General features: G+C 35.6%; 28 protein-coding genes and 1 riboswitch. Of the genes, 7 read left to right on the top strand and 21 right to left on the bottom strand.

All coding sequences use genetic code 11. The annotated features are described in order from the left end of the window. Positions 1–72: 72 nt before the first annotated feature. From HMPREF3023_RS08315 to hflX, 5 genes are all read right to left on the bottom strand, one after another. Positions 73–504 carry a hypothetical protein gene (locus HMPREF3023_RS08315; RefSeq protein WP_070702515.1) on the bottom strand — a complete coding sequence of 144 codons (432 nt, stop codon included), beginning with the start codon at positions 502–504 and terminating at the stop codon, positions 73–75. 102 nt (positions 505–606) lie between these two features. Then, entirely contained in the window at positions 607–789 is a 183-nt protein-coding gene (locus HMPREF3023_RS08310) for a hypothetical protein (RefSeq protein WP_070702514.1), read from the bottom strand. A gap of 19 nt (positions 790–808) precedes the next feature. Beyond that, entirely contained in the window at positions 809–1525 is a 717-nt protein-coding gene (gene nadE, locus HMPREF3023_RS08305) for an NAD(+) synthase (protein WP_070702513.1), read from the bottom strand. A 14-nt stretch (positions 1526–1539) separates the two neighbouring features. Continuing rightward, entirely contained in the window at positions 1540–2172 is a 633-nt protein-coding gene (locus tag HMPREF3023_RS08300; protein WP_070702509.1) for a YigZ family protein, read from the bottom strand. Further along, positions 2165–3454 carry a GTPase HflX gene (hflX, locus tag HMPREF3023_RS08295; RefSeq protein WP_070702621.1) on the bottom strand — a complete coding sequence of 430 codons (1290 nt, stop codon included), beginning with the start codon at positions 3452–3454 and terminating at the stop codon, positions 2165–2167. Before hflX ends, HMPREF3023_RS08300 begins: the two co-directional genes overlap by 8 nt. Before the next feature lie 91 nt (positions 3455–3545). Between hflX and HMPREF3023_RS08290 the strand changes: the two genes are divergently transcribed. Further along, a complete protein-coding gene (locus HMPREF3023_RS08290) occupies positions 3546–6425 on the top strand; it encodes a transglycosylase domain-containing protein (protein ID WP_070702507.1) in 2880 nt (959 codons plus the stop codon). 18 nt (positions 6426–6443) lie between these two features. Continuing rightward, positions 6444–6635 carry a hypothetical protein gene (locus tag HMPREF3023_RS08285; protein ID WP_070702505.1) on the top strand — a complete coding sequence of 64 codons (192 nt, stop codon included), beginning with the start codon at positions 6444–6446 and terminating at the stop codon, positions 6633–6635. Between the two features lie 138 nt (positions 6636–6773). Here the strand turns inward: HMPREF3023_RS08285 and HMPREF3023_RS08280 are convergent, their stop codons facing one another. From HMPREF3023_RS08280 to HMPREF3023_RS08270, 3 genes are all read right to left on the bottom strand, one after another. Continuing rightward, positions 6774–7286, bottom strand: coding sequence for a macro domain-containing protein (locus HMPREF3023_RS08280; protein WP_070702503.1), 513 nt, complete (start codon positions 7284–7286; stop codon positions 6774–6776). Between the two features lie 167 nt (positions 7287–7453). Further along, complete coding sequence (locus tag HMPREF3023_RS08275; RefSeq protein WP_070702500.1) at positions 7454–8962, bottom strand: Na+/H+ antiporter NhaC family protein; 1509 nt, start codon at positions 8960–8962, stop codon at positions 7454–7456. A gap of 13 nt (positions 8963–8975) precedes the next feature. Further along, complete coding sequence (locus HMPREF3023_RS08270; RefSeq protein WP_070702498.1) at positions 8976–9689, bottom strand: hydrolase; 714 nt, start codon at positions 9687–9689, stop codon at positions 8976–8978. A 135-nt stretch (positions 9690–9824) separates the two neighbouring features. Between HMPREF3023_RS08270 and HMPREF3023_RS08265 the strand changes: the two genes are divergently transcribed. After that, positions 9825–10730, top strand: coding sequence for a restriction endonuclease (locus HMPREF3023_RS08265; protein WP_070702496.1), 906 nt, complete (start codon positions 9825–9827; stop codon positions 10728–10730). A gap of 146 nt (positions 10731–10876) precedes the next feature. Here HMPREF3023_RS08265 and HMPREF3023_RS08260 read toward each other — a convergent pair whose 3' ends face one another. The 13 genes from HMPREF3023_RS08260 to HMPREF3023_RS08200 form a co-directional block, all read right to left on the bottom strand. Further along, on the bottom strand, positions 10877–11122 hold the full coding sequence (locus tag HMPREF3023_RS08260; protein ID WP_083315544.1) for a DUF1294 domain-containing protein: 246 nt from the start codon (positions 11120–11122) through the stop codon (positions 10877–10879). Positions 11123–11201: 79 nt separating this feature from the next. After that, a complete protein-coding gene (locus HMPREF3023_RS08255) occupies positions 11202–11684 on the bottom strand; it encodes a hypothetical protein (protein WP_070702491.1) in 483 nt (160 codons plus the stop codon). A gap of 130 nt (positions 11685–11814) precedes the next feature. Beyond that, the gene (locus HMPREF3023_RS08250; protein WP_070702489.1) at positions 11815–12612 is read right to left on the bottom strand and encodes a putative hydro-lyase; all 798 of its coding nucleotides are present in this window, start codon (positions 12610–12612) and stop codon (positions 11815–11817) included. Continuing rightward, positions 12609–13553, bottom strand: coding sequence for a 5-oxoprolinase subunit C family protein (locus tag HMPREF3023_RS08245; RefSeq protein WP_070702487.1), 945 nt, complete (start codon positions 13551–13553; stop codon positions 12609–12611). The genes HMPREF3023_RS08250 and HMPREF3023_RS08245 overlap by 4 nt, the downstream gene beginning before the upstream one ends. Then, on the bottom strand, positions 13546–14292 hold the full coding sequence (gene pxpB / locus HMPREF3023_RS08240; RefSeq protein WP_070702485.1) for a 5-oxoprolinase subunit PxpB: 747 nt from the start codon (positions 14290–14292) through the stop codon (positions 13546–13548). The genes HMPREF3023_RS08245 and pxpB overlap by 8 nt, the downstream gene beginning before the upstream one ends. Before the next feature lie 36 nt (positions 14293–14328). After that, complete coding sequence (locus tag HMPREF3023_RS08235) at positions 14329–15534, bottom strand: NRAMP family divalent metal transporter (RefSeq protein ID WP_070702483.1); 1206 nt, start codon at positions 15532–15534, stop codon at positions 14329–14331. Positions 15535–15547: 13 nt separating this feature from the next. Then, on the bottom strand, positions 15548–16318 hold the full coding sequence (locus tag HMPREF3023_RS08230; RefSeq protein ID WP_070702481.1) for a LamB/YcsF family protein: 771 nt from the start codon (positions 16316–16318) through the stop codon (positions 15548–15550). 145 nt (positions 16319–16463) lie between these two features. Further along, positions 16464–17216 carry an ABC transporter ATP-binding protein gene (locus HMPREF3023_RS08225; RefSeq protein ID WP_070702479.1) on the bottom strand — a complete coding sequence of 251 codons (753 nt, stop codon included), beginning with the start codon at positions 17214–17216 and terminating at the stop codon, positions 16464–16466. Beyond that, positions 17213–18232 (bottom strand): ABC transporter substrate-binding protein, encoded by a 1020-nt coding sequence (locus HMPREF3023_RS08220; RefSeq protein WP_070702478.1) that lies wholly within the window; start codon positions 18230–18232, stop codon positions 17213–17215. Before HMPREF3023_RS08220 ends, HMPREF3023_RS08225 begins: the two co-directional genes overlap by 4 nt. Further along, the gene (locus tag HMPREF3023_RS08215) at positions 18229–18993 is read right to left on the bottom strand and encodes an ABC transporter permease (RefSeq protein ID WP_070702476.1); all 765 of its coding nucleotides are present in this window, start codon (positions 18991–18993) and stop codon (positions 18229–18231) included. Before HMPREF3023_RS08215 ends, HMPREF3023_RS08220 begins: the two co-directional genes overlap by 4 nt. After that, positions 18962–19261: a thiamine-binding protein gene (locus tag HMPREF3023_RS08210; protein WP_070702470.1), complete on the bottom strand. Its 300-nt coding sequence runs from the start codon at positions 19259–19261 to the stop codon at positions 18962–18964. Before HMPREF3023_RS08210 ends, HMPREF3023_RS08215 begins: the two co-directional genes overlap by 32 nt. Before the next feature lie 38 nt (positions 19262–19299). Further along, positions 19300–19399: riboswitch (TPP riboswitch) on the bottom strand. Between the two features lie 71 nt (positions 19400–19470). Then, positions 19471–20046, bottom strand: coding sequence for a nitroreductase family protein (locus HMPREF3023_RS08205; protein WP_070702469.1), 576 nt, complete (start codon positions 20044–20046; stop codon positions 19471–19473). 57 nt (positions 20047–20103) lie between these two features. Then, complete coding sequence (locus HMPREF3023_RS08200) at positions 20104–21849, bottom strand: ABC transporter ATP-binding protein (protein WP_070702468.1); 1746 nt, start codon at positions 21847–21849, stop codon at positions 20104–20106. 155 nt (positions 21850–22004) lie between these two features. Between HMPREF3023_RS08200 and murJ the strand changes: the two genes are divergently transcribed. The 4 genes from murJ (at position 22005) to HMPREF3023_RS08180 (ending at position 26468) form a co-directional block, all read left to right on the top strand. Then, positions 22005–23615, top strand: a complete 1611-nt coding sequence (gene murJ / locus HMPREF3023_RS08195) for a murein biosynthesis integral membrane protein MurJ (protein WP_070702466.1) — start codon at positions 22005–22007, stop codon at positions 23613–23615. Between the two features lie 119 nt (positions 23616–23734). Next, complete coding sequence (locus HMPREF3023_RS08190) at positions 23735–25162, top strand: hypothetical protein (RefSeq protein ID WP_070702461.1); 1428 nt, start codon at positions 23735–23737, stop codon at positions 25160–25162. 137 nt (positions 25163–25299) lie between these two features. Further along, on the top strand, positions 25300–25770 hold the full coding sequence (locus HMPREF3023_RS08185; protein WP_070702459.1) for an HD domain-containing protein: 471 nt from the start codon (positions 25300–25302) through the stop codon (positions 25768–25770). Continuing rightward, entirely contained in the window at positions 25767–26468 is a 702-nt protein-coding gene (locus HMPREF3023_RS08180) for a putative ABC transporter permease (RefSeq protein WP_070702457.1), read from the top strand. The genes HMPREF3023_RS08185 and HMPREF3023_RS08180 overlap by 4 nt, the downstream gene beginning before the upstream one ends. Positions 26469–26644 lie beyond the last annotated feature (176 nt).

Raw genomic sequence — 26644 nt, 5'->3', positions numbered from 1 at the left:
AAAAAAATACTTCGTGGCATTAAAAAACAGATATAGCAATTTTAAATTATAAGATTCTTGGAACTATTAAAATTAATCTCTTTGAACAATTCTATAATCTATATTTATGTCTCCACCTTGAGGACAACTAGCTGTAAACTTATAATCTTTACTAAATCTTCCGACTGAAGTTGATGTATAGCCTTGTCCTCCTGCTTTTACAGTAACAGCATTTCCACCATTAATTTTTATAACAACAGGGTACCTGCCATCATTTCTTATCCAAAAGTTTACTTTACTTCCATTCCCTTTCGTCAATTGACAATATTTTTCATACTCAATTCCTCTGTAAGAGCCTGTAGTAATAACCATGCTATAAGGAATGATTTCTTTATCTTCCTTATCAGTATACTCTATGATTTGTTCTCTATATTGATTATTAACTGTATCAGAATTTTTTGCAAATGAAGGAACTGTAAGTAAAACACAACCTAATACAATTGTTGGAACTATAGATTTCTTCATTTTATCCTCCTAAAAATATATCTGTTTTTAAACAAATTATATAAATAATTTATTTATTAACAGTAAAGATATTGTGATGTTTTTGTAAATTTTAAATTTATTTTATTCATTTCTTCTTGATATTACATAAACTACAAAGCAAGTTATCAAGAAGACGCCGATTACAAAAATATACTTATAAATTAAATCTGAAACTACTATGCCACTTGTAAAATACCTGTAAACATCAAAGGCTCCCATAATAACTAGTAAAATAAATAAATTTCTAAGTTGATGATTTCCCATTTTAATCTCCCTTTAAAAATTAAAATTTAAAACTTGGAGCCATAGATCTTTTGTGAGCTGAATTTTTGTGCATCCTGTCAATTTTTTCTTTTATCTCAGGCTCTGGAGTTTTTTCTCCCCTGATGTAAGAGTCAAGAACGTCATAAGTGAAGCCCATTTCATCTTCATCAGTTTGTCCTACCCAAAGGCCTGCTGATGGCTTTTTATTTATTATAAAATCAGGAAGTCCCAATTCCTTTGCCACTTCAAAGATATCTGTCTTTAAAATATTTACTATTGGCATAAGGTCTGCGCCAGAGTCCCCATACTTTGTTGAGTAACCAAGGTACCACTCACTGGCATTTGATGGACCAAGGACTAGGTAGCCCAAGTCTTGGGCATAATAATAAAGTGTGGTCATCCTAAGTCTCGGCTTGATGTTTGACCTTGCCATCCTATTGTCTGATGTGAAGGAAGCATCCATTAGTTCTTCAAAAGTTTTTGTTAAATCAATTGTCTTTGTCTCAAGATCTATAGCTTCAGCAACTTTTAGGGCATCTTCCCTGTCCTCATCGATACTGTCGCAAGGCATAATTAATCCAAGAGAATTGTCTGGAAAAACTCTTTTGGCAATAGCAGCGATAACTGCTGAGTCAATTCCACCTGACAAACCAAAGATAAAGCCCTTGGCTCCAACTTCTTTTGCATAATCTTCTACCCACTTAACTAAGTCTTCTGTTAATTTTTTATAATCCATAATTTCTCCTAAATTTAATAAATAATTTTTCCATCAATAGTTGGAAGTTCAATCTCTTCCAAGTCTTCTTTTTCAAAATTTGCAGATGTAATATCCCTGATCTTATCAATAATGGACTTGTCTTCTCCAATATCAATTGTGACTTCAACCTTATCTGTATAATTTTCCTCTATGATTTTATAATTTTCGTTTGCTAACAAGTTCACGATAGCACCGTGGAAGGTGTAGTCGTAAATAATTTTTGTCCTGGTAAAATTTTTTCTCTCACACCTCTTGGCCTCATCAAGGGCCTTTACCACTCCTTCTGTGTAGGCACGAACAAGACCACCTGCTCCTAACTTTGTCCCACCAAAGTAACGGGTTACAATGACAAGGACATTTCTCATTTCTTCTTTTTTTAAAACTTCAAGCATGGGGATACCTGCTGTACCTGATGGCTCCCCATCATCAGAATACCTCTGCGTCAGTCCATCTTCGCCAATTATATAGGCGTGACAGTTGTGGGTTGCCGACCTGTGTTCTTCTTTAACCCTTTCTAAAATTTCTAAGGCCTTTTCTTCACTTTTTACAAAAAAGGCATGACCAATAAAAATTGATTTTTTTATTTCAATTTCTGCCTTCCCATCTTTTAAAATTGTCTTATACATTTACAACATAATCCTTTACTTTTTCGTATTCTCTTTCTTCAAGCTTGAGGTCTAAATAAATTCCATCATCTTCATAGATAGGTTTTGCATCGAACTTTTCTACTAGCTTGTAGAGGAGGTCTGTGTCGTCATAGGCAAATTTTAATTTCACATCAAAATATTTTTCATCGAGATTGTCCTCAATTATTTTCAAGAGGGAGTCCATATTTTCATCCTTGAGAGCAGAAATATAAACCTTCTTGTCTGACATAACTCTCAGTGGCAAGTTGATGTCATAGAGGTCAACCCTGTCCACCTTGTTAAAGACAGTGATTATATTTTTGTCCAAGACCTCAATGTCCTTTAAGATTGCCATAGTCGTGTTGTATTGGATTTCCAAATCTTCACTTGATGCGTCAATTACGTGGAGGATTAGGTCCGAATACTTAATTTCTTCAAGGGTAGACTTAAAGGCCTCGACAATTTTTGTGGGAAGCTTAGAAACAAATCCAACTGTATCAGAAATTATAAACTCACGACCAGAAAGAAGCCTTGCCTTTCTTGAAGATGGATCAAGGGTTTCGAAAAGCATATTTTTTACAGAAACTTCTCCCGATTCTTCTTCCTTTAGTCTGTTCAAAATCGTAGACTTGCCTGCGTTTGTATAACCAACTAAGGACACAATAGGGATATTAGAGTCAATCCTTCTCTCCCTTGTGGTGTCTCTAGTCTTCTTGGCTTTTTCAAGCTTCTCCTTAATCTTATCGATTTCTCTTTTTAACCTTCTCCTATCAGTTTCAATTATTTGCTCACCTGGTCCCCTGGTACCAATTCCACCACCAGTCCTTGACCAACCATCAATACCAAGAAGTCTTGGGAGTTGGTACTCAAGTCTTGCCAGTTCAACTTGAAGCTTGGCCTCATAAGTAGTGGCACGAAGGCCAAATATATCTAAGATCAAGTTTGTCCTATCGATGACCTTCTTCTTGATTCTCTTCTCCAAGTTCCTTACCTGGATACCAGAAAGCTCATCGTTAAAGACAACGGCATCAACTTCTAGAAGCTCAACCATTTCTTTAATCTCGTCAACCTTACCAGATCCAATTAGATATTTGGGGTTAAATTTATAAATATTTTGAGTTACCTCGCCCACAACTTCAGCCCCGTCTGCATAGACAAGCTCACTAAGCTCCTGCATAGAAGTTTCAAGACTGTGGGGGTAGGCCCCAAGATTTGTTCCAACAGTTATAACTCTCTCTAATTTTTTATTTGAATTTAAATTCTCTAAATAAACATTATCCATAATTAACATTATACTACATCCTTGCAAGTTTCAAAAACCGTCTAATAGTATTTAGCTTGTTAAAATGTTATAATTGTACAAAGGAGAAAGTATGGAAAACTTAAGAGAATTAAAAAATAATTTTAAAAATTTAAATAAAAATCAAAAAATAAAAATTGGCCTCTTGGTCTTGCTTTTGATTTTTGTTTTACTTATTTCATTTTTTTCTGCCCTCATAGTTTCAATAATTTCAAAAACTCCTGCCACAGACTTAAATAATTTGAGTTCATCCTTTAACCAGAGCTCCTACATTTATTCTAAGGATGGAAATTTAATTGAAAAAATTGAATCACTTGAGTACAGAAGCCTTATTGACATTACGGATATTCCTGAAGACATAAAAAATTCCTTTGTTGCCATTGAGGACCACAGGTTCTACAAGCACAAGGGCCTTGACCCCATTGGGATAGCATCATCTATTGCTGCAAATATAAAATCAAGGTCTATTATGCGTGGTGGATCAACAATAACTCAGCAGTTAGTTCGTTCAGTTTATCTCACAAACCAAAAAACTCTTGGGAGAAAAATCCAAGAGGCCTACTTGTCACTTCGAGTTGAAGATGCCTTGACTAAGGATGAGATCCTTGAGGCCTACTTAAATAGAATTAATCTTGGCCAAGGTGCCTATGGGATTGAAGCTGCAGCCCAAACTTATTTTTCAAAGTCTGCCGTAGATTTAAACATTGCAGAAGCTGCCCTTCTTGCATCAATACCAAAGTCACCAACAAATTATTCACCCTTTAAGTCAGTGCCACCTGAGTACTTGGAGGATGACTTCAGGGTCATTGGGACTCGTGAGATTGACGGCAAGGACCTCTACATGGTTTTAAACGACGATGCCTTCAAGAGGCAAAAAACTGTCCTAATGAGGATGCATGAGCTTGGCTACATCAATGACACTGAATACGAAAAGGCAAAGAATTTTGACATTGTGTCTGACTTAAACCCAAAAAATTTTAAAAACCACACCATGTCCACTTATTCCACAGACTACATAAAAAAAGAAGCTTCAAGATATCTATCTGACTTCTACAAAATTAGTCTAGAAGAAGGAGAGCACAAACTCTTTACAGGTGGTTACAAGGTTTACTCCACAATTGATGAAGAAATACAAAAGGATTTGGAAGACAAGTACGAGGGCTTCCAAAAACTCCTCTTAAATTATTCATCTTCTGGTGGAGCAAGGATGCTAAACCTAAACTTCGATGAATGGAAAAATATTATCTTTGGCGACGAGGTCTTATACTTTGCTAGGGAAAATATCCTAGACGACAAGCTAAACCTTATTATTCCAAAGTCCCTTTACAGTATCTCATCTCACGGCGACTTGAAGATAAAAAGTCTATACTTCAAGGACACTGGCCAAAAAATTGACATCATAGATGCCTATGAACTTGGTGACGATAAAATCTTAAGGACCTATGAACTTGGTGGCCTAAAAATCGAAGAAGGGGCTTTTGAATTAAAGAATAATTATTTGATTATTGACGGAGATTATTTAAAGGATTTTCCAGATTTTTATAAAATTGAAAATGAAAATTTAATTATTTCAAATAAGTACTTTGATTACAAGGAAGACCCAGTAGTCCAACCACAATCTGCCATGATTGCTGTCAATAATGAAACAGGTTTTGTGGAAGGAATTATTGGTGGCCTTGATGTCAGGACAAAGAATGCGAAGATTTTAAATCGCGCCACAGATTCCTTTAGACAGCCAGGCTCTGCTCTTACACCCTTTAGTGTTTATCTTCCAGCTCTTGAATCTGGTAAAACTCTTGGAGATGTATACGATGACGTGCCAATGACTGTTGATGGAAACTTTTGGCCAGCAAATTATTATGACTCCTTCAAGGGACTAATGACCCTTCGCAAGTCTATGGAAGTATCTTCTAATGTCATCCCTGCAAAAATCCTTCAAGATCTTGGCAAGGACAAGGCCATGGATGTCTTAAAAAAATTTGGTGTAATTGATGAAGATAACAAGGACTACTTCATCTCACATGATGACAACAAAAATAAGAATGACGAAAATCTTGAGTCCCTGGCTCTTGGCAATATGCAGGTAGGCCTTCGCTTATCTGACTTATCAAAGATGTACCAAACTATTGCCAACCAAGGAGTTTACAAAGAAGAAACTGGTATTTTAAAAATTGAGGATCCAAGTGGCAACATAATTATTGACAACTCCAATAAAAATAAGAGGCTCTTTGACGAGAAATCGTCCTACCTTTTGAGAGATGTCTTTATTGGAAATGCTAAAAATGGAAATGCCAAGGGAGCAAAAATAAATTCTTCAGAAACTGGTGCCTACTTGGGACAAAATAAGACTAAGTCAGATTATTTTGTAAATGCCTTTAATGAGTCCCATACGGTTTCCTTTTGGCTAGGAGCAGACACACCAAAGATCTCTCTTGCAGCCAATAGTCAAGATGCCCTTAATCTTTTTAACAAGATGGCAAAAAATATTGGTGAAGAAGAAAATTTTAAGGAAGATCCTTCCTACATTGTAGCGAGAAAAATTTCATCAAAGAGTGGGAAACTTGCAACTAAGCTTTCTAATTATGCTGGCGCCTCATACACAGAAAAATTTATTTCTGGAACTGAGCCAAAGGAAAATGACGACTTGTTTAAAAAATATTTAATATGTAAGGACTCAGGCAAGATGGCCAACCAATTCTGCCCAAGTGAGTCAGTCCTCTACACAGTTCTCTTTGAGAGAAAGGAAGGCTACGATGCCAAGGACCACTATGGCATCTACCCTGAAGACTACATGACTATTCCTAAGTCTTATTGCAATATCCACACCAGAGAATGGTATAATGAAAATATGGATGAAGATGAGTCTAATGACGACAAGTCTTCAAAGAAAAAAGATAAGGATTCAAAAAAATCCTCAGATAAAACAAAATCGTCTAGCAAGAAGAAAAAATAAATTAATTTAGGAGGAAGTATGAAAAAATTATCTAGTTTAATAAAATTTATTGCCTTTATAAAGATGATTAAACCAAAGAGAAAATTGAGAAGAAGAAAGAGAAGACTCAAGAGCTTCCTTGCCCTTTTAAATCCAAAGAGAGCTGGAAAGGTTGCCTACCATGCTGGCAAGATAAGAATGAGAAACGAAATAAAGAGATTATTATATTGATAAGTTAAAAAATTTTGATTTTCAAAAGTTTTTTCAAAAAACTAAAGAACTTGTAATTTAAATTTTCAAAGAATACTTTTACAAGCAAGTAAAAAGATAGCCTGTCTTTTGTGACAAGCTATCTTTTTTTGTCTTATTTTATTTTTCCATCCAGTCTTTATTTTTTTCTTTTAAAACATTTAGAAACTTGTCATTTAAAACTGAAATAGTGACATCAAGATTGTGATCTTCTAAAAAGTCTCTAATAGTATAAACAGCAACTTCTGCCGCTTCTTCAAGTGGATAACCATAAATCCCTGAAGACAAAAGTGGGAAGACAAGAGATTTAAAATTATTTTCAACTGCCAAGTCAAGTGCAGACTTGTAGGCTTTTTGTAAAACTTCTTTCTCTCCTTGTTTTCCATCAAAATAAATTGGTCCCACAGCGTGGATAATATTTTTCGCCCTTAGCTTATATCCCTTTGTCACAACAGCTTGGCCAGGCTCTATTGGGGCAAGTCCTTTACATTCTTCTTCTAATTCACTGTCATCTGCATGAGAAAAGATTTGTCCGCAAACTCCTCCGCCAGGTCTAAGCTCTTTATTTGCAGCATTAACTATTGCGTCAACGTCGTAGTCTAAAATATCCTTCTTTTCAATTTGAAAAGTCATAGCAGCCCCCTTTCTTTATCTTACCTAAACTATATACCACATTAAAGGATTTTTAAAGTAGTTAAAAAAACTTTTTCACATTTCCAACAATTTTATTATTCAAACTTTTTAACTTGACTTGACAATTGAAGCAATAAAAAAAGGCCAGCAGAGCCAGCCTAAAAAATTTAATTATTTACATTTTTTAAATATTTATTTATTGTTAGTCTTCTCATTACAAAAACAATTACTGCTAAGAAAACTATGCCTATCGGAAGTGTAAGGTTTGGCTTGTCAAGTATACCTGATACTAGAAAGGCCAAGAAGGATGCAGAACCAACGCTAATTGCATAAGGCAACTGACTTGATACGTGGGCTATGTGGTCGCAACCTGCTCCTGCTGATGACAAAATTGTTGTATCAGAAATTGGTGAGCAGTGGTCTCCAAATACTGATCCTGAGAAGATTGCAGCAAGAATAATTGACAAGAAGTGCATGTGGTCTGTGTGCATTAGGATTGGAACCATAATTGGAATTAAAATACCAAAAGTTCCCCAAGCAGTTCCTGTTGAGAAGGACAAGAAGGCACCTACTACAAAGATTATTGCAGGCAGCATCCACATTGGCATTGTTGAATTAGCTATAAGTGATGCAATATAAGATCCTGTATTTAGGAATTCATCACTTGTGATCCCACCAATTGTCCATGCAAGAGATAGGATAACAATAGCAGAAATCATTGTCTTCATACCTTCCACTATCCCCTTCATAAAGTCGTCAAACTTTAAAAGTTTTCTTGGAATATAAAGGATAAAAGAAATAACAATTGCAAAGAAGGCTCCAATTACAAGAGACAAGTTTACATTTGCATCTCCAAAGGCTGCTCCAGCTCCCACTCCTTCAGAGAAGAAACCTCCAGTCTTTAACATCATCATTATTGTTACAAAAATTAAGACTACAATTGGAAGTACAAGATCAAAAACTCTTCCATTTTTTGAATATTCGTAACCAACATCTTCTTTTTCAACTATCTTTGATGTGTCATTTAGTTCATACTTTTCCATTACTCCCATTTCAATGTCCGTTGTTGAAAAGTATAAAATCATAAGAAGTGTCATAAAGGGATAAATATTCATAGGTATTGTAGACAAGAATACGCTCATTGGATTTGCAACCCCTGTATCACCAATAACGGCAACAACTGAAGCCGCCCAAGATGAAACTGGTGCCAAAATACAAACTGGTGCTGCACAAGAGTCTATTATGTGAGCAAGCTTGGCCCTAGATACCTTGTTCTCATCAGTTATTGGTTTCATAACTGCTCCAACTGTAAGACAGTTAAAGTAGTCGTCAATAAAAATTATAATTCCCAAGAAGGCTGTGGCAAGTTTTGCCATCTTCTTGCTCTTAATCTTCTTACTTGCCCACTTACCATAGGCAAAAGATCCACCTGCCATGTTCATTACCATGACCAAGGATCCAAGCATTGCTAAGAAAACCAGCATAAGGGCATTGTCCCCAAGCTTGGTCCCCATTAGTGTAAAAACTGTTTCTAAGGCGGCAATAATATTTCCACCTGTAAAGATAAGTCCTCCAGCTATAATTCCAATTAACAGTGAAGTGATTACTTCCTTAGTTATAAGTGCCAGGGCAATGGCAACAATTGGAGGGACTATCGATAAAAATCCAAATTCCATTTTTTCTCCTTTTCTATTTACTCTCTTCCTCTCTCTTATTTTCCCTATAAGTATCCATTACTTCAGAAAAAATATCAGAGCTTGATACTGGTGTGTAGGTGATAGCATTGGCACCTGCTTCGATTGTCTCAATAATATGCTCATCAGTGTGACCACCTGTAGCTATTATTGGAAACTCATCTCCAAGTAGCTTTCTTGTATATCTTACTAGTTCTGCAGTGTTTTTTCCACCTGCAATATTTAAAACTCTGGCACCAGCTGCAACCTTACCCTCTATATCGTCATACCTTGAAATAACAGTAGCTATAACTGCAATGTCAAGAGCCTTGGATATCATACTAATATTTTCATTAGTCATAGGGGCATTTACGACAACTCCAGTTGCTCCCATTAGCTCAGCTTGAAGACCAATGTTAACTGACCTAAGTCCTGAAGTTGTACCTCCACCAATTCCTACAAAGACTGGCATTGACGCAACTTCCATTATAGCAGATACAATTTTAAGTTGAGGTGTAAAGGGATAGACAGACATAACTGCCTGGGCGTTATTGTTTACAATAATAGGTATATCATTGGTAAATATGAGAGACTTTATCCTCTTTCCCATAAAATTTATCCCACTTGCTCTGTAAATTACTTCAGGTACAGAAACTTGTCTCCTCCTGAGTTCTGTTTCAATTGATGGAACAAACTTCTTTTTCTTTTCTGAGTTATTAAAGTTTTCCATTTTTACCTCCAAGTATTAAATATTCGTTAATATTCATTAAATAAAATTTTCCTCCACTTGTCAATAATATTAAGAAGAATAAATATTAAAAACTGTGTTATACTTTCCTTAAGAAATGATGAAAGAGGTGGAAAAATGCCTGTCAACTTAAAAAGATTTGGATTTGAATTTGAAAATTGCAAGAAGAAGGTCCCCTATACAATCGAACACGAGAAAAAGCCCCTAGACCTCACAAAGGAAATGACAAAAAATTTGGAGTACCTCCTTTGGTACGTTCCCAATATAAATTCAGCCCAGTCACAAGAAAATGAGCTCACATCTTCATTAAATTTTGAAAATTTTGTCTTTGGAATAATAAAAAATTATATGAGTTTAGAGAACAAGGACGTGGCCTTCCTAGACTATATAGATCAGGACATAGTAAAGTTTTACGACAAAAAAATTTGTCCCCACTCTCAAAAAATTATTTTGACAAAGTCAGAAGGCGAATCAAAAACAGATTGTCTCTTGAGACACATAAGAAACTCCTTGGCACATGGCAACTTCAACATTGTTGAGGACTTGTTAGTTGGCTTCGACTACAAGTATGGGCCTGGCGGAGAAGAGATCTGTACGGGAATCTTTAAAATCTTTCCCAAAAACCTTTTGAGAGGCCTATCAAGCCTAGACGAAGAAGTAACAGCAGAAGGCTTGGCACAAATTGCCCTCCAAAGGACTGGATACCAGCTAGAACGCTTTAAGAATGAAGACAAGGACACTTCCTTCGACTTTTATGTAAAGAAAGGTTCTAAGAGGTATGCACTTGAAATTAAAAAATACAGGAACACCGAAGTTTTGTCAGAAAAAGAAGTAAAAAAACTCTTGGACAAGTTCTCAGGCTTGTATGACAAGATAATTCCTGTCCTCTTTATCAACACATCCTTCTTGAAAAAAGAAACTAAGGAGAAGTTAAAGAAGGAAAGAGTAATTATCTTGGATATCAAAAATATTTTAAAGATGTTAGATGGACGTGACATCTTGGGCGAAATTGAATCCTATTAAATTTTTCTATTTTAACTTAGCTTTGACTTGCAAGTTCATAGATTTTTTCAAACTTTAATTTCGCTTTCAAACTTTAAATTATCTTTCGACCTACAAATTAATAAATTTTTGCAAGAAAAAAGGATGCCAGCTTCCACTAGGCATCCTTATTTTACTGTCACATAAATTGTCACAAGTATTCCAATCAAATTTGCAATATAAAACTTTCTCTCACGAGTCTTGTGGTGAAAAAATTCCATTCCAGCAAGTCCACCAAGACCTCCTACTAGTGAAAATGTGAGGAGGGTCTTCTCACTTATCCTCCACATCTTGTGCTTGGCCTTAAACTTGTCCAGGCCATATAGAATAAAATTCATTAAGTTCAAAATTATAACTATATATAGCTTTTCCATTAAATCATCCTCAATTTATAAACTATAAATTATAATATCACAAATTAAGAATTAAATTTAACATTTATTAAATTAGTCTTCACTCCATCATTTCAAATTTAGCAGCACCAGCTTCAAACTTTTCATTTTCTAAACTTTCAACTAAGTTGTCAAAGTCCTCTTGGCTTTTTTTATAATCATCTACTTCTTTCCCATACTTGATTTTTAAAATTTCATTGGCAAGGTCTCTATCAATTTCTCCAAAATATAATTTTTCTTGAGAGTATCTAACTTCTTCAGCGTCAGTTAAGACAAGTAAGATCACTCCATTTATAAAAGTTTTTTTAAAGGACTCATCTTGGCTTATGTCAGGCTCTCCACTTACTTTAATTTCTAGATTCTTATTTCTTAGCTTATAATCTTCAAGCTTATAAGGCACCCAGTCCATGCTTCCAATTAATTTCTTCAGACCCTTTTCATTTGACAAATCTGTCTTCATAGAGTAAAGAGATTTATTCTCGCATCCAGTGAGTAAAAGAATAAGACCTGCAAAGACTAATAAAATTTTAAAATATTTTTTCATAATCCACCTCTCCCATCTCTTTATTACTTTACTTAATTATACTCCTAATCAACTTAATCTACAAAAACTAAAATATAATTTTGAACATAAAAAATCTGCCAAGTTTCCCTGGCAGATAAGAATTTTATTTTTAAAATACTGAAACGTAAGCGTCTTTTTTATCTAATATAAGCATGTGACCTGGTGCGTGAGTAATCATAATTTCAGGTTTAGATGCCATAGCTACTGCTTGAGGTGTTACACCACAAGCCCAGAATACTGGCACTTCTCCTTCTTTAATTTCACTTCTTTCACCAAAGTCTGGCTTGTCAACATCTTTGATTCCAATAACAGATGGATCACCAATGTGAATTGGAGCTCCGTGAGTTGCTGGGAATCTTGCTGTAACAGTTGTGGCCTTAACAATATCCTTGTAAGGAATTGGTCTCATAGATACAACTGTGTTTCCGTGAAAGATTCCTGCTGGTTCTGTTGCTATGTTTGTAATATACATTGGAACGTTGTGTTCGTCTTCAATGTGTCTTACAGGAACATCTGCTTCTAGCATGGCCTTTTCAAAGGAGAAGGAACATCCAATAACGAAAGTAACAAAGTCATCTTGCCACACGTCTTTTAGGTCCTTAACTTCTTCAACAAATTCGCCATTTTTATAAATCCTGTATCTTGGCACGTCTGTCCTTATGTCTGCTCCGTCAGCCATTATCTTTGTAAGAGGGCTTCCTTCATCTAGAACTTCAAGGATTGGACAAGGTTTTGGATTTCTTTGAGCAAATAATAGAAAATCGTAAGCATATTTCTTTGGAAGGATTGCAAGGTTTGCTTGTAGGTATCCTTCACTCATGCCAGAAGTTGGAAGGTCAACTTCTCCCTTTCTAATAAGTTCTCTTACATCTCTTGGGTGTAATTTACCTAGTTCACTTAATTTCATATTACAGACTCCTTCTTAATTGCTTCGAAATTTTTCTTGTAATCAACTGTTGCCTTTTGTGCTTCTTCGATAGTAACTTTTTGGAATAAAATCTTATCTAAGAAGGACATGTTAGCAAGCTTGTGAAGGTCTGGTGTAATTACGTTACCAATCTTTGTGTAACCACCAGTAGTTTGCCTATCTGCTACAAGGATAATTGGTTGACCATTAGCAGGCACTTGGATTGAACCAAAGTTAGTTCCATCAGAAATAATATCTGCAGTTTCCTTGTGTTCAATAGCAGTTCCCTTTAATCTAATTCCCATTCTGTCAAAGTCCTTAGTCACTTGGTAGCCACCTGATTTAAATAAGTCGTGAATTCCCTTTTCTGTGAAGTAGTTATCTTGAGGTCCAAGAACAACTCTTAGGACATTGCAGTGGTTAAACTTAGGAAGATACTTTTCAGGTATTCTTCTCATTGTCTTGTCTTTAGATTTTTTAATCTTTAATGTGTCCTTAGGTTTTAAAGCTCTACCGTCAATACCACCCATTTTTGTCTTCATGTGAGTTGATTTAGAACCATTAACTACAGGCACATCTATAGATCCGCCAAAGGCAATATAGCCCCTAACACCTTCATTTGCCTTTCCAAATTGTAAGGTGTCGCCAGCCTTAACCTTTATAGTTTCAAACATAGGTGCAGGCTCACCATTTATTTTTGGGTTCATATCAGAACCTGTTATTGCAAGTGTAAGTTCTTCGTTAAATTTAAGAGTCGGTCCGAAATAAGTCATTTCTAGGACAGCTTCATCAAGTTTATTTCCAACTAAGATATTGGCAAGTCTGTAGTTGTAATCATCCATGACACCTGATGTAGGAATACCTAATTCTTGGTAGCCATATCTACCAGCATCTTGAATTGTTGTTAGAATTCCACCGTTAATTACATCGATACTACTCATGAAGATCACCCCTCTTTACCTTCTTAATTGAAACCTTGTAGGTATCTTTTTCCACTTCTTCTTTAATTCTGTCATATTCTTTTTGATCAATTGGGACATATCTAATGTAGTCACCAGCTTGGATGAATACAGGTGGTTCCTTAGTATCATCAAAAAGTTTAAGTGGAGTTCTTCCTATTAATTGCCATCCTCCTGGAGATTCAAGTGGGTACATACCAGTTTGATTAGCTGCAATACCAACTGAACCAGCTTCTATCTTTAATCTTGGGCTCTTTAGTCTTGGAGTTGCAATTCTCTCATCAAGTCCACCAAGGTAAGTAAAACCTGGGATAAAGCCCATCATATAAACTAAATAATCTGTGCCAGAGTGAATCTTTATAACATCGTCCTTAGATAAATTTGCGTGCTCAGCTACAAAGTCTATATCTGGACCATATTCGCCACCATAAATTGTTGGGATTTCAATAAGTCTAACTTCATCACTTTGCTCACCTGAGTCAGCTTTGCTAAGTCCCTTTAGGGTATCAACCATTTCACCATAGGAAATCTTTACTGGGTCATAATTAATCAATATAGACCTGTAAGTTGGTAAAATGTCTAAGATACCGTCAATATTTTTCTTTTTTAAACTTTCTACAACTGCGGCAATTCTGGCGTTTATTTTTTTTTCAATAGTGTCGCCAAATTCCATTACTATGGCAGAGTCGCCAGCAGTTAGAAATTTTATTTTATCATACATTTTTTACTCCTATACTTATGTCAAAATATCCTTATCTTAACCAAATAATTTTCCAACGTTTGCTATTATAGTTTGAATACCCATAAAAGCAGTTACAGCTACTACTATCCAACCTAAGATAAAAAGCACATTAGAGTGAACATAGTCACCAACAATTTTCTTTTTCTTAGATGCAAGTAGGATTACTGCAAGTGTAACTGGAAGAATTAATCCGTTTAGAGTACCAACTACTACAAGTAGAGTTTGTGGTTGTCCAATAAAGATAAACATAATTGTAGAGATTACGATAAAGGCAATTGTAACCATGTTTTCGTGATCAGCTACGAATTTAAATAAAGTTTTTAGGAAAGATACTGAAGTATATGCTGCACCTACTACAGAAGTAAAGGCTGCTGCTGCAAATACAAAACCAAATATCTTATAACCAACAACACCTGAAGCTGCTAAGAAAGAAGAAGCTGCAATGTTGTCAGGATCAATTTGTGCATTAGCCATCTTAGTAACACCAAGAATTGCTAGGAATAATAAAACCCTTACTACAAAAGCTACACCAATACCTAGTGATGCAGATTTATTTACTTGATCAAGATTTTCTTCTCCAGTGATACCAGCATCAATAAGTCTGTGTCCACCTGAGAATATAATGTAACCACCAACAGTACCACCAATAAGTGTAAGTGTTGGAGAAACAATGCTGTTAAATCCACCAACTGGGTTTACAGATGCTTTTACAGCTTCACCAACAGGTGGTTGTGTCTTAACTGCTACAAAGGCAATTAGGATAATCATAAGGGCACCTAATACTTGAGTAACCCTATCCATAATTGAAGATGCTGATTTTGATGAGAATAAAATAATACCAATTACGCCACCAATTGCTGCACCAATTTTTACATCTATTCCAAAGATAACATTAAGTCCAAGTCCAGCTCCACCAACATTACCTATGTTGAATGCCAAGCCACCTAGTGCAACTAGAAAAGCTATAAAATATCCAAGTCCAGGTAATACATTGTTGGCAATGTCTTGACCTCTCATCTTAGAAACTGCTATTACTCTCCATACGTTAAGTTGTGCAATATAAGAAAATATAATTGAAATTAAAATTACTGCTGCAAAGTCTGCTCCAATTTTTGTAGTAAATGTTGCAGTTTGCGTCATAAATCCTGGTCCTACGGCAGATGTTGCCATTAGGAAGGCTGCCCCTAAAAGAACAGACCAATTACCTTTGTTTTTACTCATTTTATCCTCCTTATTATAAGAAACTAATTAAAGGTTTTATTTCTATACCTTCAGCCTTAAGTCCTTCACGAATATTTTTTACGAATTCAAGAGCTTCTGGGTTGTCTCCGTGAACACAAATTGAATCTGCTACTATATCGATTTCCTTACCATTAGCAGTTACAACTTTGTTTTCTTTGATCATCTTTACAACTCTTGGTATTGCTTCCTTTGGATCCTTAACAAAAGCTCCTGGTAGAGATCTGTTAACTAAAGTTCCGTCTTCGTTGTATCCCCTATCAGCGAAAACTTCTTGTGCAACCTTAAGTCCTCTTCTCTTACCTTCTTTAGCTATGTATGAGCCACTAAGAACCATTAGGATTAGGTCTTTGTCAAATTCTTCAACTGCGTCTAAAACTGCATTTGCAAGAGCTTCATCGTTACAAGCTGTGTTGTAGAATGCTCCATGAAGCTTCATGTGTTGAAGTTTTTTGCCGTGAGCCTTAGCAAAAGCTGAAAGAGCTCCAACTTGATAAAGCATATAAGCTCTAGCTTCTTCAGGTTTTACAGCCATTTTTCTTCTACCAAATCCCATTAAGTCTGGATAACCTGGGTGAGCGCCAATTTCTACGCCATTATCAGCTGCTGCCTTACAAGTAGCATCCATGATAAGTGGATCGCCTGCGTGATAACCACAAGCACAGTTAATGCTAGTAACATATTTTACTATCTCTTCGTCCATTCCCATTTTGTAGGCACCGAAAGATTCTCCAATGTCACTGTTTAAATCTACAAAGTATTGCATCTATTTCCTCCTTTTGTCAAATAAATCATTGCAATAACGTATTTAAATTATAATCTAAATTTCATCAATATGCAAACATTGTCTTTTAAAAAATCTTGATATATTTAAAAAAAATTATAAACAAAAAAGGGGCCTAAGCCCCTTATTATATGAGTTTATCAAGTTTTTCAATAATATGTTTTTTGTATTCTATAAATTTTTTATCCTCGAAAAAGTTTTCATGAAAATCTTCACTAATTTGTATTTCTTCAATTATTGTTCCAGGATTTTTCCCCATAATATAAATTCTATCGGAGAGTTTCACTGCTTCTTCTATGTCGTGAGTTATAAAAATCGTGGAAATTCCAATTTCATTAATAATATTTTTATACCACTTGTGAATAGAAGCCTTAGTTATTGCATCAAGGGCAGAAAAAGGTTCATCAAGAAGAGCCACTTCATTGGAAAACACATAGGTCCTCAAAAGAGCTGCACGTTGTGCCATTCCACCAGAAAGTTGTGATGGAAATTTTTCTTGCCAGCCTTCTAGGCCAAAGTCTTTAAAGAGTCCATAAACTTCTTCTCTTGCTTCTTTCTTCTTTTTGCCACGAAGAACTAAAGGAAGCGAAACATTGTCTATAATCGTCATATAGGGTAGGAGCATGTCCTTTTGAAGCATATAAGATATATTACCTGCCTTCCCTGTCACATCTTCTCCCTTTAGATAGACCTTGCCCCTATCTGGTGCCAAGAGTCCAGCAATAATATTGAAGAGGGTTGTCTTTCCACTGCCTGATACTCCCACAAGAGAAACTAATTCTCCCTTATTTAATTTAATGTTGATGTCCTTTAAGACCAAGTTGTCGTTAAAGGACTTGTCAACATTTTCTACTCTTAAAATTTCTAATTTTTCACTCATTTTAATTTTTCTGGATTTACAAAATCGTCAGTGAATCCAAAGTCCTTTGGAATTTCCTTGTCGATTAGTTTGTTTTCCCATAGCCATTGGTAGAAATTGTTCCATCTGTCTGGATCAATTTGTCCAAAGTAAGCTGCATCATCTTGGTACTTGTCAGCAAGATATTCCATTCCCTTTTCCACAAAGTCCTTGTCAAGTTCTGGGTTTATCTTAACTAAAATTTCTGCTGCTTCCTTAGGATTTTCTGCTGCATATTCATAACCCTTTACAAAGGCACGCATAAATCTCTTTGCCACATCTTCCTTATTTTCTAAGAAGTCGTTGTTTGCAATAAGAATTGGTGTGTAATAGTCAAATACTGGGCTGATATCTCTAAAGGCAAAGTAGTTAATTGGCACATTTTCCTTTGCTGCAAGAACTCCATCAACTTGGAAGAAGACCCAAACTGAATCGATTTTTCCACTAATAGCTTGGACTGCATTTACAACATTTTCTGGAAGGAGTTCAACCTTAGAAAAGTCTCCTCCGTCATCTGTTATTACTTGTCTTAATATTGCTTGTTCAATTGGAAGTCCCCATGTTGCATAATTGTGTCCTTCCATGTCCTTTGGTCTTTCTATTCCAGTTTCCTTCATAGAAATAATTCCTGAAGTATTGTGGTTTATTATTGCTGCAAGAGCTGTTACTGGAAGCGGTTCGTCACTTGCAAAAGCTGGTGCAATTGTGTCTTGGTAGGATACGCCAAAGTCAGCCTTACCTGATGCTACAAGAGATTCAGCACCATTTGCTGGTGGTTGGTTTACTTCTACTTCTATGCCTTCTTCTTCAAAGAAGCCCTTGTCCATAGCAACATAAAGACCTGCGTGGTTTACATTTGGTTCCCAGTCAAGTAGGAAGCTTACCTTTTCCTTTGGAAGATCCTTGCCCTCTCCTGCCTTTGCATCGTCTTTCTTGCCACATCCTGTTAGGAAAAGTCCAACAAGGATTAAAATTAATAGTTTTCTTAAATTTTTCATTTTACCTCCGTCCACGGCATTGCCTTTCTTTGAATAAAGCTAACTAACTTCATTAAGATTAGCGAAATTGCCGAAATTAAAAATATAACTGCAAACATCTTGTCAAAGGAGTAGTTTTTTTGAACTCTTATCATATATACTCCCAGTCCCTTATAGCCACCTAACCATTCGGCAATAACTGCACCTACAACTGAATAGGAAACAGCTATCTTAAAGGCAGCAAAAAAGTTTGTAAGACTTTCTGGAAATTTAATGTACTTATAGATTTCATACTTGCCTGCCCCCATGGCCTTTAAAAGTTTTGTCTTGTCTGGATCTACTTGCTTAAAGGCTTCTAAGAGTGAAACTGCAATTGGGAAAAAAGTTCCAATTACAATTAATGTAATTTTAGGCATTACACCATAACCCATCCAAAGGACAAGTAGGGGTGCAATTGCAACTGTGGGAACAGTTTGGCTAATTACTAAAATTGGATAAAAAGCAGAATAAAGTGTGTCTGATAAATCCATTAATAGTGCCACAATAAAACCCAGGGTCACACCAACAGATAAACCTAAAAAGGCTTCTGTCAAGGTTGTCCACATGTGGGATGAAATTGTTGGAAAGTCATTTACAAAGGCCTTGACAACATCAAGTGGCTTGGGCAGCATAAAGGCCGATACCCCTCCATAAGTTGTCGCCAAGTGCCAAAGGACTAAAATAATTACTATCAAAGAAGCTGCTGAGATATTATCCTTGATACTTGCCTGTTTTTTCTTCAATTGTCAATATTCCTTTCTCAGAATAAAAGGTCTTGGAATAACAAGCCACTTGTTCTGAAATTTCTCCTGCTAACTTCACACAGTTTTTTAAGATTTCAAAGGCCTTGTCAAAGTCGTCTAACTCTATAACTGTTTCAAAGGGAGTGACTACATAATCAACTTCTTCGCTTTGAATATATTCTATTACCTTGTCAACTACTTGGACCACAGATTTTGTAGTTCCTTCAGCAGTAGTTGGTAGGATTTGTATTGCTACTGATATTTTCATCTTAACCTCCTTGTAAAATTTTCCAATAAAAAAAGCCTCTACAAATAGAGGCAGCCTTCCCTAGACAGCATTACCTGTCCCGGTTCAAAGGGTTTAAGGATAAACCTAATCTCAGCATGCGCTCCCCTGATAAGTTTATTATAAGCATAAGTTTTTCTTATTACAAGAAGTATAGGAAAATAAAAAACTAGGTCACTTGGACCTAGCTCTTATTCAATAACTATTAATTTTTCTTCTATTGGTTTTTTATCTTTTGGGTCTGGTTCTTCCTCAATTTTTCCAAAGGGCATTTGTGCCACAAGCTCCCAGTGGTCTGGAAGGTCATAATCTTCTTTAACCCACTCATCAATTACTGGATTGTAGTGTTGGTTGCTTGCTCCAATACCTTCATCCCTCAGGGCTTGCCAAAGATTAAGTTGAAGCATAGCAGCTGAGTGGTGACCCCAAGTTTCAAAATAATCTTTATATGAAGGAATATTTATTTCTTGATCCCAAATTTCATTCATGTCTATAAAAATTAGGGCAGTTCCCTTGGCATGGTAAAATCCATGGAACTTTTCTTCATTTATGGAATTGTCAAAAGTTTCATTAACTCTTGTCCAAAAGTCTTTAGACTTGTCATCAAATAATAAGACAACCCTAGTTGTCTCTGCATTCATGTGTGATGGAGTTATGTTCATGACATCTTCCACAAGATATTTTATTTCTTCATTTGTAAGGTCCACATCTTCCGACAAGTTGTAGTAGGACCTTCTCTTCTTAATTATTTCTATATAATCTTTCATAGTTCACCTCACAAGATCTTTTCATTTCACCTTAGTAAGATATTACCCCAAAAGATTTTATTCTAACCTACCGCCCTTAGTGTAGAGGTTGTAATAATAGGACTTCTCTTCCATTAATTCTTTATGAGTTCCTCTTTCGATTATTCCATCTTTAGTCATTACGAGAATTAGGTCTGCGTTTTGAACTGTTGTAAGCCTGTGGGCAATTGTTAAAGTTGTCCTTCCCTTTGATAGTTTTTCAATAGAATCCTGAACAACAACTTCAGACTTGTTGTCAAGGGCAGAAGTTGCTTCGTCTAGGATTAAAATTGGTGGATTCTTTAAGAAGACTCTGGCAATAGAAATTCTTTGCTTTTGTCCTCCAGAAAGTTTTACTCCACGCTCACCCACATAGGTGTCAAAACCATCTGGTAGGTTTTTTATAAAGTCGTAGGCTCCTGCAAGCTTGGCAGCTTTTATGACTTCATGATCACTTGCACCTTCCTTGCCATAGGCAATGTTGTCTCTAACTGAACCAGACAATAGATATACATCTTGTTGGACTATTCCAATGTTTTCCCTAAGAGATTTAAGCTGAACATCTCTTACATCAAGTCCGTCCACCTTAACTGATCCCTTGTCAACGTCGTAAAATCTTGGAATCAAGTTACAAATTGTAGTCTTACCAGCACCACTTGGTCCAACGATGGCAAGCTTTTGTCCAGGAGAAATGTTGACTGAAAAATCTTCCAAGACTTTTTCTTCGCCCTGACCATAAGAGAAGTCTACATGGTCAAAGGTAATTTCTCCCCTAAGACTTTTTATCTCTATGGCAGCTTCCTTGTCCTTAATGTCAGCTTCTATTGCCATAATTTCTGAAAATCTTTCAATACCTGTCATTCCCTTTTGGAATTGCTCCGTAAATTCAATAATTCTTCTAACAGTTGCAAGAAGGGATTGAACGTACATTACATAAACAATTAAGTCCTCTGGACCAATTTCTCCCTTCATTAGGAAGTAGCCTCCAGAAATGATTAAGATAAGATACATAAAACCGTCAAAAATCCTGTTGACTGTGTTAAAGCCAGCCATGGACTTGTAGTAAGTCTTCTTTATTCCTAGGAACTTGTTGTTCTCATGGGTGAACTTTTCCTTTTCAAGGTCTTCTTTTGCAAAGGACTTTACAACCCTTATTCCAAGAAGGGAATCTTCAATAGCTGAGTTTAAATTACCAACGTGGACTCTTTGGTCCTTTTGGGCCTTACGCATCTTGTTCCTAAAGTGACCTGAGAAGTAAATCATAAGTGGAATCATGATATAAATTAAAAGAGTCATCTTTACGTTGAAGTTTAAAAGAATAATTAGGGAAATAATTATCTTTATGGCTCCAATAAAATATTCCTCTGGGCAGTGGTGGGCAAACTCTGTTATGTCAAAGAGGTCGTTTGTGATCCTTGACATAATAACCCCAACCTTGGTTTCATTGTAAAAAGTATCCGAAAGGGTTTGGAGGTGGGCGTAAAGGTCCCTCCTCATATCAGTCTCTATCTTTGCCCCCATGATGTGGCCAATGGATGTCATAAAGTATTGGGCCACAACTTCTATTGCCTTAATTCCTACATATATAAGAGCCAACTTCATAACAAAGTCAAAACTCATAGAAGCTAAATCATTTACTCCCTTGTTTGTTAGGGCTCTTAAGATTAGTGGCAGGATCATTTCACTTGCAGTTGTTAGGCCTGCACAAAACAAGTCTAAAAAAAGTGTGAACCTATACTTATAAAAATATGGAGCAACTTTTTTTATTAAATTTTTATTTTTCATTTTTCCTCCTATATATAAAATTCATTATTTTAATAATGTTTCTTATATATAATAACACAAAAATAAAATCCTTTAAAAGTCTAGAAAATAACCTTACTTGACATAAAAATTCAAACAAATTATAATTTGATAAGACTTATAAAGGAGATTTTAAATTGGAAAATAAAAGTAACGAGACCAGCGCAGGGTCAAGAATTGCAAAGTCCACTCTAGCCATTATTATTTTTTCTTTAATAGGAAAAGTTTTTGGTTTTTTTAGGGAGTCACTAACAGCTTATGTCTTTGGTGCAGGAATTGAAATGGATGCCTTTTCTCTTGCCCAAGGTGCTACAGCAACTATATCTGCTTTTGTAACACAAGCAATAGCAACAACATATATACCTTCTGTTCAAAAGGCAAAAAACGACCATGGACCAAGTAGAAAAAATTATTTCACAAACAACTTATTGTTAATAGCATCATTGGTTTCTTTTGTATTAATTATTCTTGGAATAGTTTTTCCTAAACAAATTGCACTTCTAACAGTTTCAACAAAAAATCCTGAAACTTATGCAATAGTTATTAAACTAATACAAGTTGGAATGCCCGTAGTTTTATTTTCATCTTGGGTTGGGGTAATGGAAGGTTACCTCCAACATGGTGGCAAGTTCGCAGCAACTGGGGCCATTGCAATTCCACTTAACTTAACCTATATAATTTATCTACTACTTTTTTCCCACCACGTTGGGATCATTGGACTTACAATTGCATCAGTCCTAGGTATCTTGGCACAATTTTTGTTCCTACTACCTAACGCAATGAAAATTGGTTACAGGCCAAAGCTTGTGGCAGACTTCAAAGATGAATATGTTCAAAATGCAATAATGCTCGCCCTCCCAGTTTTTGTTTCTGTATCCGTTAATGATATTAATATAATTGTAAATAGGCGTTTAGCATCAACAATGGGTGAAGGTGCAGCATCAATTTTATATTACTCGAATAAATTGAACACCATGATAATTGGTATTTTTATCACAGCCATCACTGCCATAGTCTTCCCTATCCTAACAAGAACTTTGGGGTCTGGCGACATGAAGCTTGGTAAAAAAGTTATGAATGCATCTGTTAAGACTGTTTTATTTATAACTGTCCCTGCAACTGTTGGCCTAATTATCTTGGCAAGACCTATAATAGAAATTGCCTTTGTTCGTGGTTCCTTTACTGCGGCCAATGGTATTGCAGCAACATCAACACTTAGGTGTTATTCTCTATCATTAATTTCAATTTCTGTTATCAACGTCTTAAATAGGATTTACTATTCTATTGGAGACACAAAGACGCCTTTCTATGTTGGTGTAACTAACGTAGCTATTAACGTTGGACTTAATCTCTTGGTTGCAAGACACTTTGGTACAAATGGACTGGCAGCTTCAGTTTCCATTGCAACAACAATTGCAGTTTTCATTTCCTTCATACTCTTGAAGAGAAAAATAGGAAATCTTGGAACAAGGTCCTACATCAAGGCACTTGTTAAAACAATAATGGCATCACTTGTAATGGGAGTAATAACTTTATCCTACTTCCCTTATGAGAAACTCATTATGGCCCTAACATCAGGTGGAGTCCAAACTCTATTGAGATTACTTTTCCTAATGCTAGTAGTCCTTATTGCAGCTTCAGTTTATGTCTTCTGCCTATACAAGTTGGGAGTTCGTGAAGTGAGAGATGTTGTTGGAATAGTGAGAGAGAAAATTGAAAATAGACAAAAAAAAGCAATAGAAAATTAAATCAAAATCAAGACTCGATTCTTCGGGTCTTATTTTTTTGCAATTTTTAAATTTTTATACAATTGCAGTAGTCTTTTGCTGATAAAGTGATATAATGTTAATTAATTGGAGGTGTTTATATGAAAGACAAAATATACATAATTGCCGTTGTTGTAATCGTTTGCTTGATTTTCTGGAGAAAGTCCATTGTCAATAAGAGAGGCAAGGGTCAAAAATCTATTGACACATCAAGTAAAGCTAAGAATTATTCTAAAAAAGAAAATCTACATAAGATGAGTGAGACAAGGACTAATGAAGAAACTTTTTCTAAGAAAGCTCCTGAAGTAAAGGAAAAAGAAGCCTACGATGGTTCAAGGAAAAAAGACAGAGGCAAGAAGAGAAGAGAAAAGAAAAAGTCAAATCAAAAAGTAGATGACTTAAAGAAAAAGACTGAAGACATAAAGGAAAAAACTGAAGCCCAAGCTAAAAAACTTGAAAGAGATGCCAAGCTTAAGGCTGAAGAGGCAAAGAAAGAAGCCAAGGACTTAAAAGACAAGGCTGAAGTAGAAAGTAAAAAGCTTAAAGAAGAAGCTAAGGATAAGTCTAAAGAAGTTAAGGAAGAAATCAAGGAAAAATCTCAAGATTTTAAAAAAGATATTTCCAAGGATGCTAAAAAAGTAGAAACAAAGGCCACAGAAGCTAAGGCTGAAACTAAGGCCAAGGCTCAAGAAGTAAAAAAAGAAGCTGAAGTAAAAGCCGAAGAGCTTAAGGAAGAAGCAAAAGACTTAAAGAAAAAGTCTGAAGTAAAGGCTGAGGAAAAAAAGACTGAAACACAATCTAAGACTCAAGAAGTAAAAGAGGATATCTCTAAGGATGCTAAAAAAGTAGAAAAAAAAGCTGAAAAAGCTAAGGTTGAGACTAAGGCCAAGGCTCAAGAAATAAAAAAAGAAGCTGATGCTAAAACAGAAAATCTTAAGGAAGAAGCCAAGGACTTAAAGGACGAAGCCGAAGCAAAAGCTGAAAAAGCAAAAGAAGAAGTGAAAGAAAAAACTCAAGAAGACAAGGACCAAGGTAAGGAAAAACCTGTGGAAGTTAAAGAAGAAATCAAGGAAGAAAATCCAAAACTTGAAAATAATCTTACAAGCACTGGCAAGTACCCTGACCTTATCACTTCCCTAAAAAATAATCCTTGGACTTCAGGAGATTTAAACACAAGGGTTAAGTTTGAAGACACAAGGAGACAAAAAACTTTAAATGAAGAAGAAATCACAGACCTTCCTCTTGAAAAAATCAAGACTTCTCTAAGACCAGATTCTATTGCAGACTTCTTAAACAAAACTGGAACAAAGCCAACAGTCTTAAAGCGAAAAGAGGACATATCCTACGAATTCACAAGTAGGGATAAGGGAGAAATCGACCTAATCAAAAATAGGTACGGACTCACTGACAGGGACATCGACAAGATTACATCAGTCCTAATTTTCGACAAGGAAGGACAAAAATTAAAAGAAGTTAAAGATATCTTGGCTGAAGGAAAAAATAGAATTTACATGGAAACAAAATTTTAGTAGAATATAAAAGTCATAGAAATATGGCTTTTATTTTTTTGCAAAAAATATTAATTTTAGGATTTTTAAATAAAAATTTAAAGAAAATTTTGAAGTTTTTTTACTTTTTTAGTTTAAAATAAGTCCAGGAGATAAAAATGGAAAATATAAAAAAATTAGAAGAAATTGTCAAATTTTTAAATGACAACACAAGATTTTTAGAAACAAAAAACTTCATCCAACATGGTGACACAACTGTCTACTCACACGTAATTTCTGTTGCCAAAAAGTCTATTGAAGTGGCAGAAAAATATGACCTTGACGTAGACATGGACTCCATGATTAGGGGCGCCCTCTTGCACGATTACTTCCTCTATGACTGGCACGACGGCAAGAAAGAAAGATGGAATCACGGCTTCACTCACCCCATGAAGGCCTATCTCAATGCCAAGTCCGAGCTAAGACTAAATAGGGTTGAGAGGGACATCATCATCAAGCACATGTTCCCCTTGACTCCCCTTCCACCCAGGTATTTGGAGTCCTGGATTGTCACTTACTCCGACAAGTATGTGTCCCTTGCTGAGACCCTTAGGGGAATCCCTGTAAAAGTTGGGCTGGTGAGACCATGAGATATCAAGAATTTTACTTAATATTTTTTATCTACTCCTTTCTTGGCTGGTGCTGGGAGACCTTCCCCTGCTCTGCCATAGAGCTAGATAAAATTCACAACAGAGGCTTTCTTTTGGGACCAATTTGCCCCATCTATGGACTAGGAGCCAGTCTTTCCTTTGGCCTTTTAAAGAATTTTGAGTCAAGCCTCTGGATTTTTATTTACTCAGCCTTTTTGTCCTGCTTAATTGAGTACATCATTGGCTATCTCTTGGAAAGATTTTTCCACAAACGTTGGTGGGACTATTCCAACTACCCCTTCCAAATCAAGAGGAGGGTTTGCCTCTATGGACTTTTAATCTTTGGCCTGGCAAATATTTTAATCGTAAAGAAAATTACTCCAATTTTATTTTTCTTCCTCTCCCTGTCAAGTGACAAGCTAATAAATATTATTCTCTTCTTCTTTGTCACTTGCTTTACATTGGATTTAATCTTGACAGTGAACCACTTAGTTAATAGTTCTGAAAGGCTCGATAAAATTTATGAATTAATTGATAGAAACTTAAGTGCTTACTTTAAGGATCTCAACGAATCTGAAAGGCTTGCAAATTTAAAAGTACTTGATGAATCTAAAAAGTTTAAGTCAAAACTATTAGATATAAATTCCAACCTCAAGGAAAGAGAAGAAAGTATAAAAAAATTAATAAGGCAAAAATAAAGACCCCTTTGATAAAAATATCAAAAGAGGTCTTTTTATTTTTATATAAAATTTCTTACTTCAAATTTTTCGCCAACTCAAAAATATTTATGACTTCAAATTTTTTCAGTAAGCCATGGTCAATTATGACTTCACATTTTTTTACTAAGTCAGCTTAATTTATGACCTAACATTAT

Origin of the sequence: Peptoniphilus sp. HMSC075B08 (genome assembly GCF_001815405.1) — a bacterium.
Classification (GTDB): domain Bacteria; phylum Bacillota; class Clostridia; order Tissierellales; family Peptoniphilaceae; genus Peptoniphilus_A; species Peptoniphilus_A harei.
Note: the sequence above shows the minus strand (reverse complement) of the source record. Positions and strands in the feature narration are given on the sequence as shown.